The sequence below is a fragment of the Thermostichus vulcanus str. 'Rupite' genome (assembly GCF_022848905.1).
GTDB lineage: Bacteria > Cyanobacteriota > Cyanobacteriia > Thermostichales > Thermostichaceae > Thermostichus > Thermostichus vulcanus_A.
Genome location: NZ_JAFIRA010000002.1, coordinates 78,364 through 90,525, shown reverse-complemented (window position 1 = coordinate 90,525; position 12,162 = coordinate 78,364). Strand labels below are relative to the sequence as shown.

General features: G+C 52.5%; 8 protein-coding genes and 2 tRNA genes. 7 read left to right on the top strand and 3 right to left on the bottom strand.

Features of this window, described 5'->3' with window-relative positions:
- The first annotated feature begins 26 nt into the window (after nt 1–26).
- From JX360_RS01605 to JX360_RS01590, 4 genes are all read left to right on the top strand, one after another.
- Nucleotides 27–1,124: a Tll0287-like domain-containing protein gene (locus JX360_RS01605; RefSeq protein WP_244348734.1), complete on the top strand. Its 1,098-nt coding sequence runs from the start codon at nt 27–29 to the stop codon at nt 1,122–1,124.
- A gap of 484 nt (nt 1,125–1,608) precedes the next feature.
- On the top strand, nt 1,609–1,920 hold the full coding sequence (groES, locus tag JX360_RS01600; RefSeq protein WP_235280157.1) for a co-chaperone GroES: 312 nt from the start codon (nt 1,609–1,611) through the stop codon (nt 1,918–1,920).
- A 97-nt stretch (nt 1,921–2,017) separates the two neighbouring features.
- A complete protein-coding gene (gene groL, locus JX360_RS01595; protein ID WP_244348733.1) occupies nt 2,018–3,652 on the top strand; it encodes a chaperonin GroEL in 1,635 nt (544 codons plus the stop codon).
- A 185-nt stretch (nt 3,653–3,837) separates the two neighbouring features.
- Entirely contained in the window at nt 3,838–4,647 is an 810-nt protein-coding gene (locus JX360_RS01590; RefSeq protein WP_244348732.1) for a DUF429 domain-containing protein, read from the top strand.
- 35 nt (nt 4,648–4,682) lie between these two features.
- On the opposite strand, the gene JX360_RS01585 is transcribed toward JX360_RS01590, so the two are convergent.
- The gene (locus JX360_RS01585; RefSeq protein WP_244348731.1) at nt 4,683–5,855 is read right to left on the bottom strand and encodes an RNA-guided endonuclease TnpB family protein; all 1,173 of its coding nucleotides are present in this window, start codon (nt 5,853–5,855) and stop codon (nt 4,683–4,685) included.
- A gap of 246 nt (nt 5,856–6,101) precedes the next feature.
- Between JX360_RS01585 and JX360_RS01580 the strand changes: the two genes are divergently transcribed.
- The 3 genes from JX360_RS01580 (at nt 6,102) to JX360_RS01570 (ending at nt 7,563) form a co-directional block, all read left to right on the top strand.
- Complete coding sequence (locus tag JX360_RS01580) at nt 6,102–7,265, top strand: GuaB3 family IMP dehydrogenase-related protein (protein WP_244348730.1); 1,164 nt, start codon at nt 6,102–6,104, stop codon at nt 7,263–7,265.
- 44 nt (nt 7,266–7,309) lie between these two features.
- Nucleotides 7,310–7,381: transfer RNA gene (locus JX360_RS01575), tRNA-Val, on the top strand.
- Between the two features lie 110 nt (nt 7,382–7,491).
- A tRNA-Gly gene (locus tag JX360_RS01570) sits at nt 7,492–7,563 on the top strand.
- A 93-nt stretch (nt 7,564–7,656) separates the two neighbouring features.
- Here the strand turns inward: JX360_RS01570 and purL are convergent.
- A complete protein-coding gene (purL, locus tag JX360_RS01565; protein WP_244348729.1) occupies nt 7,657–9,978 on the bottom strand; it encodes a phosphoribosylformylglycinamidine synthase subunit PurL in 2,322 nt (773 codons plus the stop codon).
- Between the two features lie 49 nt (nt 9,979–10,027).
- On the bottom strand, nt 10,028–12,109 hold the full coding sequence (locus tag JX360_RS01560) for an FkbM family methyltransferase (protein ID WP_244348728.1): 2,082 nt from the start codon (nt 12,107–12,109) through the stop codon (nt 10,028–10,030).
- Between the last annotated feature and the right edge of the window lie 53 nt (nt 12,110–12,162).

Here is a 12,162-nt window from a genome sequence, read left to right as displayed (position 1 = left end):
TCAGCTCTTAATCAAAGAAGGATCCGATGCTGAATCAACTCAAACTGGGCGCGAAATTTAATCTGCTCCTCGTGAGTGTCTATCTGCTGGGCAGCTTGACGGGGGGCTTCGTCCTCTCCCAGGTTCTTCAAGAGAAATCGGAAGCCAAAGTAGTATCGGAAGCCTTGGTGATGATCAACACGATCAATGCCCAAAGACTCTATACGGATCAGCAGGTACGTCCCCTTTTGGAAAATGCTTTTGGTACGGATCAGTTCATCGCAGAAACGGTTCCTTCTTATGGTGCCCGCCGGGTCTTTGAGAATTTACAGAGATTGGGCTTCGAATTTAAGCAGAAGATCTACAAAGAGGCTGTACTGGATCCCACCAATCCAGACGATAGAGCGGATGAATTTGAAACAGAACTGACAGCCCGGTTTGCTGCTGATGAATCTTTAGAGGAAATCTCAGGCTTTCGGCAAGTGCGCAATATTGGTTCCATTTTCTACATCGCGTATCCCATTCGTATCCGCAGAGAAAGCTGCCTAATTTGTCATAGCACCCCAGATGTTGCCCCGCGCGGAATGGTAGAAGTATACGGGCCGAACAATGGGTTTAACTGGCAACTGGGATCCACCATTGGCGCACAGATGGTGTATATCCCTGCCCAACAAATCTTCTCACAAGCACGGCAATCTTTCTTGGTGATTATGGCTATTTTCTTGGTGATGTTTGCCATCGCCTTGATCGCCTTGAACCGAGTTCTTAATTCTACAGTGATCAAGCCTATTCAAATCTTAGCTCAAGCTTCTCAATTGATGGGGGCTGGCAAAATCAAGACCGAAGAAGATGTGGATAATATGGAGTTCCGCAGATTATCCAATGTGATGAAACAGGAGGATGAACTGGGTCAGCTCAGTCGCATTTTCCAAACTATGATTAACAAGATTATCGAGCGAGAACAAAAATTACGGCAGCAAATTCGTCAGCTCACAATTGAGATTGATCAAAGCCGCAAGGCCAAAGAAGTGTCGGAAATTGTGGAAAGTGATTTCTTTAAGAACTTACAGCGCAAAGCCAAATCCATCCGCCAACGGGATCCCAACCTCGAACCCCCCGAAGAGGAGAATGAAGATATTCAGTAAGGTCTTTAGCCTCTCGTCCTACGGACGACCCGGAGGGTCATAGCGGCCCCAACACCAGTCACTTAGCACCGGGGTCAATCCCCTTTCCGACAGCGGTGCAGAGTACTCTAGTCCTTTTGAAATCGGTTAGGGACACAACTGCTGTTTGTTGTTGTCGCAAACCCGCATTCATTTTAGGGGTGGCGCAGCCTGCCGTAGGCATTGTTGCTACGCAACGCTAATGCTACGCGACACACGACTGCGGGGCATTGAAGGGCTGTAACCCAATGAACCAACCTAATGAACCCGTGATGTAGGGGGATCCGTACCTAACCGTACTGACAAAAGGGGGCTACCGCTGGGGAGGGACTATTGTCAGCGAGAAAACCAGACTGGTAAACTAGCACTCGTAAGTCGAGAGTGCTAAAGCTCCGATTTGCGCAAGTTTGATTTACAACTCAAAACCTTCAGCTTCGTGCTTTAGGCATCACGGAGGATCTTTGTCATGGCTGCAGTAGCTCTTAATGTTTCTACACTGAAGCCTCTGGGCGACCGTGTGTTGGTCAAAATCGCTCAGCAGGACGAAAAAACCGCGGGTGGGATCTTCTTGCCCGACACTGCCAAAGAAAAGCCCCAAGTGGGAGAAGTGGCCGCTGTTGGCCCCGGCAAGCGCAACGATGACGGCAAGCTGGTGGCGATGGAAGTGAAAGCGGGCGACAAAGTGCTCTACTCCAAGTACGCCGGAACCGAAGTCAAGCTGGGCAGCGATGAGTACGTGCTGCTGGCGGAGCGTGACATTCTCGCCATTGTTCAGTAATTCGGATCTCGGGTGGATCTCCGGATCTCAGTCCTTGTTTCCTGACTTATTCGTTACTTTTCATCACTGAATCACTTTCAACTTTGAGAGGTTGATCATGGCGAAATCGATCATTTTTAGCGAAGAAGCCCGTCGTGCCCTGGAACACGGCATGGATGTGTTGGCGGAAGCCGTAGCCGTTACCCTTGGCCCCAAAGGTCGTAACGTGGTGCTAGAGAAGAAATTTGGCGCCCCGCAGATCATCAACGATGGCGTCACCATTGCCAAAGAAATTGAACTGGAAGACCATATTGAAAATACTGGCGTATCCTTAATCCGTCAGGCAGCTTCCAAAACCAACGATGCGGCTGGGGATGGCACCACCACTGCCACTGTCTTGGCCCACGCCATGGTGAAAGAGGGCCTGAAAAACGTGGCGGCAGGCGCGAATCCGATTGCCCTGAAGCGGGGCATCGACAAAGCGGTGAAGTTCTTGGTGGAGAAAATCGCCGAGCATGCTCGCCCAGTGGAAGATTCTAAAGCCATTGCTCAAGTGGCGGCTATTTCTGCTGGTAACGACGATGAAGTCGGCCAAATGATTGCCGAAGCCATGGACAAGGTAGGCCGCGAAGGGGTGATCTCCCTGGAGGAAGGCAAGTCCATGACCACCGAGCTGGAAGTCACCGAAGGGATGCGCTTCGACAAGGGCTACATTTCCCCCTATTTCGCTACAGACATGGAGCGGATGGAGGCCGTCCTGGAAAACCCCTACGTTTTAATCACCGACAAGAAGATCACCCTGGTACAAGATCTGGTGCCGGTGCTGGAGCAAGTGGCCCGCTCAGGTCGTCCGCTGTTGATCATCGCTGAAGACATTGAAAAAGAAGCTCTAGCCACCCTGGTGGTGAACAAGCTGCGGGGTGTGTTGAATGTGGCGGCGGTGAAAGCGCCTGGTTTTGGGGATCGCCGCAAGGCCATGCTAGAGGACATCGCTGTGCTGACCGGCGGTGAGGTAATCACCGAAGATCGCGGTCTGAAGCTAGAAAACGCCCGTGTGGATTCCTTCGGTTCGGCCCGTCGTGTCACCATCACCAAAGACACCACCACCATTGTGGCGGAAGGCAATGAAGCGGCTGTCAAGGCCCGTTGCGAGCAAATTCGTCGTCAAATCGATGAAACCGAATCCAGCTACGACAAAGAAAAGCTGCAGGAGCGCTTGGCCAAACTCTCCGGCGGTGTGGCCGTGATCAAAGTTGGTGCGGCCACCGAAACCGAAATGAAAGATCGCAAGTTGCGTCTGGAAGATGCCATCAACGCCACCAAAGCGGCTGTGGAAGAAGGGATCGTTCCGGGCGGTGGTACCACTCTGGCGCACCTGATTCCTGCGGTAACCGAGTGGTCCAATGCCAACCTATCTGGGGATGAGCTGATCGGTGCCAACTTGGTTTCCCGTGCTCTGGGAGCTCCCCTGCGCCGCATCGCTGAAAATGCCGGTCAAAACGGTTCAATCGTGCTGGAGCGTGTCAAAGAGAAGCCCTTTGATACTGGCTACGATGCCCAGAACGATGTCTACGTGGATATGTTTGAGGCGGGCATCGTCGATCCGGCCAAAGTGACCCGTTCGGCGCTACAAAATGCGGCTTCTATCGCGGGCATGGTGCTGACCACCGAAGCCATCGTGGTGGATAAGCCCGAGCCCAAGACCCCGGCTCCGGCAGGCGGTGGCGGCGGCATGGGTGACTACGACTACTAATGGCTAAGCGGGTTGGCCATCTGCTAGTGGTCTAGTCTGTAGCCAGTTCATCCTGAATGTCATCCTGAATGAGCCTGATGGGATCCCTGCAAAAGCTTTGTGGGGATCCTGTGTTTTGGGAGTCAAATGACAACATTCGTCCCCGTTTTACATATAGATGAAAGATAGATGAAAGGGAAAATCCCTTGATTTGCATTGGTTTAGATCTGGCCTGGTCACCCCGCAACCCCTCCGGTATTGCGACGTTACAAGTCATTGGGGATCCTGATCTGGCGCGATTGACAGGGATCCTCATCGACTGTCGTATTCTGCAAACCAACACTGAGATTCTCGACTACATTCAAACCCAGGCGGGAAGGGATCCCTGTTTGCTTGCCGTGGATGCCCCCTTGCGGGTTCCCAATAGAACCGGACAACGGCGAGCCGAAGCCGAGCTGAACCGGGTATTTCGGGCTTACGAAGCAGGAGCCCACCCTGCCAATCGACAGTTATTGGAAAAAAACGGTCAGGTACGGGGAGAAGAGTTGGTTCAAGCCTTATCCAGCTGTGGCTTTCAAGAACAAGCGGAGATCCAGCAGGGGAGCTTTGCCCGACAAATTACCGAAGTCTTTCCCCACAGTGCCATGGTCAGCCTGTTTGGCCTCCACTGCACCCTCAAGTACAAAGCTCGCCCCAAGCGCACCTGGCAGGAACGACAGCAAGCGTGGCAGCTCTACCGGCAACATTTGCAGTCCCTGACCACGGCGGATCCAGCGCTATCAGGCCATGAGGGGTTATTACAAGTGGAGGTGGGATCCCTCAAAGGTCGCTCCCTGAAAAACTACGAAGATCAAGTGGATGCCCTCATGTGTGCCTATATTGCTCTCTACGGCTTCCGCTGGGGATCCGAACGCTGCCACAGTTTTGGCAGTCTGCAAGAAGGGCACATTTTCACTCCCCTACCTATAGGATTACGGGAGCAGATGAACACCACTTCCAGAAAGAATCTAGGTTGACACTCCCCCGGTTTCTAACCGGGGGATTCTCCCTTCTAGCTCCCCACAGCTTGAAGCTGTGAGGGATTCATGGAGTTCAGGGGATTGCCAACTACCCCATCCCCTGAGCCGACCCTACCTATTACGGGCAGGGCTTCTTTTAGACTCAAAGGACACGAAAACCCGTCCCACTGGGCTAGGTTCATTGCGGCATTCCAGTCGGCATCACAGCAATACCCGTCCTGCCCGGTGAACAAATGCCCACTCCTTTTCCCAATCAATCCTGTCCTGTGGTCGGTTTTGGATGTGTAGGCAGCAGGACGTTTATGCAGCGTCCTGCCCGCCATTTCCAGCTTGTAGGCAACCTTCCACTCCAGGTCGTAGTACGACCAGGTATGGCGCGATTTCCCGGCATCCGAACGCGCCTTCTGGCTCTGTCTGGATTGGCGGATACCCGAGAGGTCTTCCATCCACACATCTGCATTCACCGCCTTGGCAAACCGTACAATGCGGCGGCTCACGGTGTGGTTGACCGCCCTCATCCAACGGGCTTCTTTGCGCTCCAGTCGCTTGAGTGCTCGGTATTTACCCGCCTGTTGCAACTGGGCACGACGCTTCTGGAAACGACGACGACGATAGGCTACCTCTCCACCCCCAAAAAACACCGCCCGACCCCAACGGGTGGCCGCCACTGCCAAACGGTTCTGCCCACGGTCAACACCCAGTCGCTCCGTACTCTTCACTTCGGGAACTTCCCAAGTGATAGATACAACCGCGTACCAACAGCCCCGTAGCTTCATGAGTTTCAAGGTTCCCCGTTCACAATCCTGTTCGGCCAGGATGCGCTCAAGACGCTCGGCATAGTAGGAACTGCTAACCTCAAGGGGAACCCGCTTGTCACCCTGAATCGTGGGAAAACTCACCGAGTAGGTGCTACCTACTTTGTGCAGCTTCCAGTTTTGGTTGTTGACCTCTGGCCAGAACACTTTGAAGTGTTTGACCCGCTGGCCGGCTTTCCCCTTCAGGACACGAATCACCTGGTTGGAGAGGGCCGACTTGAGTGGTGTCACCACTTTGGCGGTTGTCAATGCTTTTCGTTCCTTCGGACTGATGCGGAGCAGTTCGTTTGCCAGTTCGGTTGTCGCACAAACCGTCTGGTCGAACATCTCTGCTTTGACCGCATTGAGGTCAAGAAACTTGAGCTTGAGTGTGGTGGTGACCCGTTTCATGGGGACTATTGTATGTACTATTTCTGTTGCTGAATAAATTCAGCCTGTGCGCTTATATCCCCCGGTTAGAAACCGGGGGCTTTACGCTGCTTTTCGTAAAAGGCGGTTCTTCTGGCAGCCAAACCAGTGCGGAATCAGCGGTAGGTTTCAGACTGTGTTGTTTGTAACTGAATCAGGCTTGCTACTGGCGTTGGATCACCCCTTCGCGGCATCATAAACATAAGGGATCCACAGAACAGGGCAAGAATGGACATTCAACTGGGCCGTAATCGGCAGGTCAGGCGGGCTTATGGGCTGGATGAGATTGCCCTAGCTCCGGGCAGACGCACGTTGGATCCCAGTTTGGTGGATACTCACTTCACTCTCGGAGGGATCCAGCGACAAATCCCGATTATCGCCAGCGCCATGGATGGAGTGGTGGATGTCAAAATGGCCATCCTGCTCTCGGAACTGGGCGCGTTTGGGGTCTTGAACCTAGACGGGATCCAAACCCGCTACAGGGATCCCGACGAGGTGTTGGACAAGATTGCCGCTGTGGGCAAAGACGAATTTGTGCCCCTGATGCAGCGCCTCTACAGTGAACCGGTCAAACCAGACCTGATTCAAGAGCGCATCCAGCAGATCAAAGCCGGTGGCGGAATTGCGGCTGCCAGCAGTGTGCCCGCCAATGCGGCTCAATATGGCCCCTTGGTTGCTGAGGCCGGCGGAGATCTGTTTTTTGTGCAAGCCACCGTGGTATCCACCCACCACAAGGCCCCCGAGGGGATGGAGCTGCTGGATCTGGCCCAGTTTTGTCACTCGATGCCCATTCCGGTAGTGGTGGGCAATTGCGTGACCTACGATGTCACCCTAGAGCTGATGCAAGCGGGAGCAGCAGGGGTATTGGTAGGGATTGGCCCTGGTGCTGCCTGTACTTCCCGTGGCGTTTTGGGGGTAGGGGTGCCTCAAGCCACTGCTGTAGCCGATTGTGCGGCGGCGCGGGAGCAGTTCTTGGCCCAGACGGGTACCTATGTTCCCGTGATTGCCGATGGCGGATTGGTGACCGGTGGGGATATTTGCAAAGCGATTGCCTGTGGTGCCGATGCAGTGATGATTGGATCCCCCTTGGCCCGTGCTAGAGAAGCACCCGGTCGCGGTTTTCACTGGGGAATGGCCACTCCCAGCCCCGTCTTGCCCCGTGGTACCCGCATTCAGGTGGGATGCACCGGCACTCTAGAAGAGATCCTGCGTGGCCCCGCCCGTCTGGATGATGGCACCCATAACCTCCTGGGCGCACTACGCACCAGCATGGCAACCCTGGGTGCAGCCAATCTCAGGGAAATGCAGCAGGTGGATATCTGCATTGCCCCCTCCCTGCTCACGGAGGGCAAGGTTTATCAGAAAGCCCAAAGCCTGGGTATGGGTAAATAACCTCACGACGGATGCTAAACTCAATGGGCTGGGATCCCTAGCACGGGCGGTTAGCTCAGCGGTAGAGCGCCTGCCTTACAAGCAGGATGTCACTGGTTCAAATCCAGTACCGCCCATCCTTTCTCAGTCGCGTAAGCATTGCGTATGTATGGGTTCCGGTGTCTTGCTCCCCTTTGACCCACTCTTGACAAGCCTCTTGAGAAATTGCTAGCCTTAACTACCTAATGCGGATGTAGCTCAGTGGTAGAGCTTCTCGTTGCCAACGAGACGGTCGCGCGTTCGAATCGCGTCATCCGCTTCTGGATTCCCTCGCAGCCCTCAGATTTTTGAACTGGGATCCCCCCTGCAACTGGACTGGGGGGTTTGTTTGTGTCTCGGTTTATCTTTTGATTCAAGGGCCTACGGGAGTGAGGAATAGCCCTTGAAACGCGGAATGCATCTCCTGCAAAGACAGGCTGAATAGGGGATCCCCGCCATTCCAGTGGAGCGAGAGGGGATCCGTTTCAGTACCCACCTGTCCCAGCCGAAGCCAACCGCCGGGAAGTGAAGAGTCCAGGTAAGTTTCCCAAGCCTCTTGAAAGAGAGGATCTATGGCCACAAGGATGCGACTGGATCCCTCCCCGAAGAGAAGGTGATCCCAGCGCTGGCAGGGGATGTTCGGCATCTGGATCGTGGCTCCTCGCCCCCCACTGATGCAAGCCTCCGCCAGGGCCACCGCCAGTCCGCCATCACTGCAATCGTGAGCCGAGCGCACCCAGCCTTGCCGAATCCCAAATCGACAGCTAGCCTGCACCTGTTTCTCCAGCTCCAGATCCACAGCAGCAGGGCGACCCGTTACCTTCTCGTACAGAACTGCTAGATATTCGCTCCCCCCCAACGTGGTTTGGGCAGTGGATCCCAGCAGATAAATCGGATCCCCTGCCTGTTGCCAGCCCTGTCCACAGATGTACCTGAGATCCGCAACCAAGCCCACCATGCCAATCACCGGGGTGGGGTAAATGGCCTGGGAACCTGCTGCAGTCCGGGTCTCGTTGTAGAGAGAAACATTGCCCCCCGTAACGGGTGTACCCAAGGCTCGACAGGCCTCAGCAATGCCCCGACAAGCGAGCGCCAGTTGCCAGTACACGACCGGGTTTTCCGGGTTACCAAAGTTGAGGTTGTCAGTAACGGCCAAGGGCTCTGCCCCAACACAGGAGAGATTGCGAGCCGCTTCCGCTACGGCAGCTTTGGCACCCTCATAGGGATCCAGATACACCCAGCGACCATTGCCATCGACGGTGGCAGCCACCCCTTTGCGGGAACTGGGCAGGGGGGGGACTTCTCCTGGGCCAAACGCTTGTGGACGGATGCGAATGACAGCTGCATCCCCCTGGCCGGGCCAGAGCCGGGTATTGTTCTGCACTTGGTGATCATATTGGCGGTAGACCCAGGCTTTGCTGGCGATGTTGGGGCTGGCCAAAAGCTTCAGGAGCACCTGCCCCCAGTCCATCTGTTTGCTCCCCAGCCGGATCCCCCGATGATCACAGCTGGGCAAGGTGTTGGGATCCCATTGCCAAGCTACCTGGGCATAGTCTGGGGGTTCAGACAGAATTGGGCGTGGGTAAAGGGGGGTATCTTCCGCCAAAGAGCGAGCGGGCAGGTTCACCACCTGGGATCCCTGATGCCAAATCTCGACGACGGGTTCCGCCAAAACTTCCCCAGCCACGCTGGCCTGCAGGCCCCAACGGTGAAAAATCTCGATTAGCTCCTGTTCGCGGCCTTGTTGTGCCACAAACAACATGCGCTCCTGTGACTCGGAAAGCAAATACTCCCAAGCCTGCATCCCGCTCTCCCGCACCGGCACCTGATCCAAGTGGAAGCGGATGCCCACACCCCCCTTGGCCGCCATTTCTGAGGTGGAACAGGTGATGCCCGCTGCTCCCATATCCTGGGCTGCCACCACCGCTCCTGTTTGAAAGGCTTCCAAACAGGCTTCGATCAAGCATTTGCCCAAAAAGGGATCCCCCACTTGCACTGCCGGTCGGTCCTGTTGCGAGTGTTCGCTGAGTTCAGCACTGGCAAAGCTGGCGCCGCGGATCCCGTCCCGCCCTGTGGTAGAACCAACGTACAACACCGGGTTGCCCACCCCCTGAGCGCCCGACTTGACCACAGTAGCCGTTTCCATCAACCCCAAGGCCATCACATTCACCAGCGGATTGCCGGCATAACAGAGATCCACCGCCAGCTCTCCCCCTACCGTCGGTACCCCGGAGCAGTTGCCATAATGGGCAATCCCCTCCACTACCCCTGCCAACAGTCGCCGATTGTGGGGATCCGAAAGTGGCCCAAAGCGCAGCGAATTCAGCAGAGCAATCGGGCGGGCCCCCATGGTGAAAATATCCCGTAGAATACCCCCTACCCCGGTGGCTGCCCCCTGAAACGGCTCAACTGCAGAAGGATGGTTGTGGGATTCAATTTTGAAGGCCAGCCGATCCCCATCCCCCAGATCCACCACCCCGGCGTTTTCTCCCGGCCCCACCAGGATCCGCTCCCCTGTGGTGGGAAAGCCTTTGAGCAGCGGGCGGGAGTTCTTGTAGCAACAGTGCTCCGACCACATCACCCCGAACATGGCCAGTTCATTGGGGTTGGGATCCCGTCCCAACTGCTCCAGAATCATCTGATACTCATCGGGGGAGAGGCCATGGGTTTTCAGCTCGGTAGAGGTGTAAGGCATAAGGGTTTATAAACAAATCGGCCATGAACTTTACTTAGAAGAGCTTATTTTATCGACCAAGCGGCTGGATTGGCGAATTGCAAGGCACGTAGTTTCTATTCAAATAACAAACCTCACCACGATGTCCATCAAGAATGTTTCCTCTCCACAGAATGTGGGTTGAACCAAGAAGTTGATCAATTAGTCTCCTATCTTCCTCTGAGTGAAATTCTAGATAGATCAGTTTTATTCTGTTTAATCGATCAAACAAAGTTTTCAATATTTGAAGTTCACAGCCTTCGGTATCTATCTTCAGGATGTCAATTCGATTGAGATCTAAGCCATCCAAATAAGAACTTGCCTTCTTAAGCTCAATAAGTCGAGGAAAACCACTATACAAGCTTTTGTGAATTGAGCCATGAGTAGTTGTTTGTAAACCAGTGTAGAAGACCTTATCGACATCATCACTATACAATCCAACGGGATGTACCTGGCAATTCCCTATTTCAAGGGCATTTTGTTTTAGCAAGTGTATTGCCGAAGGGTCACACTCAAAGCAGTGAATTGAGGCATCTGGGTAATACATTCGAAAGTAAGCACTGGCAAGTCCGATGTTTGCACCTATATCAACGATCACTTGTACATCTGGGACAAAATCTAGAATTGGATAGCACTTCCTATTAAATATCTCTTCGACAACATAGTTCATGGAATCTTCATCATAGATTCTCAATAAGAGCCCTGGCTTGTCGCTCAGTCTTAACAATCTAACTTTCATCAACCTTTCTGCATTAGAGTAGAGAAGTTGACCTTCATCTCCTAGAACAAATAAAAACTTAAACTTTAAAGCTAAATGTTTGTTTTGTTCTAAAAAATTAGAGTCAGTTATCAATACATCCCAGCTGTCGTCTGTTTCATTATTCGCTAAATTAAAGTTAAAAGATGGTAGATTTACGTCCTTCAAGAAGGTAAAATCCTTTGGGAGATATAGATCAAGTCTCGGTAAATCAAGTAGATCAGCCAAAATTACTTCTGGACAGTCGCCAGAGATAAAAACTTTAACCCTTTCCTCAACCCGATGAATTTCCTGGATAGGCTCATAGATTGCAAGTCGAGTTTCTGCCAAGCCAGACTGAGATAAGCTAAGAGAGGTTCTTGCATCAGAGTTGAGAGAGTAAACATCAGGTAAAAATCCATTGTATATCCAATTCAATAAATCATTTATTCGATGTACTGGGTGCCAGTCTTTGTGAAACTTTTCATACGCCTTCTTTGCGATGTCTATCGCTGATCTTGGGTTGCTAAGATAGTAAGATATCTTCTCGAGAAGCTCCGATTCTGATGTGTAAGTATCGCAATAAAAACCCGGAGATAAGTACTCGTCAAGTCCAGAAAAAGGAGACAGGCGATCTGTTAATAAAAAGCCTCCTGCAGAGATGATCTCAAGATTCCTTAAATTAAAATCTCCATTTAGACTACAATTAAAGGATACCAGTGACTCTGCATACAGCTTGGCTGATTCAAAACGATCTGCTGTTTTGGCGATAAGAGGAACATGATGCTCCCTCATTGACTTAATTAGCCTACTACGCCTTGGGTGAAACCCCCGTAATTGACCCACAAATGCAACTGCTTCAGCTCTATCTTCTACCCACTCGTGAGTAACAGTGTACATGGAAATGAGAGGCAGCCAAGCTATATTGCGAAGCCCAGCTGACAAAAACCAATGTAGATGCTGACGGTTATATGAGCTAACAATGTAGTCAAAACCTTCAAGAAGAGCATAGGTTAACAAATTGCTAATCGGATAACTTAAGTGATGGGTATCTCCCACCAACAAAACTGTAGGGCAGCCAAACTTCTTCGTGTTGTAGGGCATATTCGCTTCTGTTACGGCTGAACTCCAGACTACTACCAAGTCAAAGCTTTTGTCTTCAATTTCTTCATTCTGATTTACAAACTCGTAAATATCATAGGATCCCACAGGAGTAAGAAGATGCGGTTCAGTAAAATAGTTAAAGTCATACCTTTTTTGGTAAGCTGTGCATAGAGTTAACTGGTTATTCGAGAAAATTATAGGTGGTACATGACCTGGATCCACCTCCCAGCTTAAGAGAACCCTGGGGTGGTAACGAAGTTGAGGTTTTTCCATCGCAATTATCTCAGCTATAAGTATTCAGACAGCCACTCTAATCCCAGTGAAGT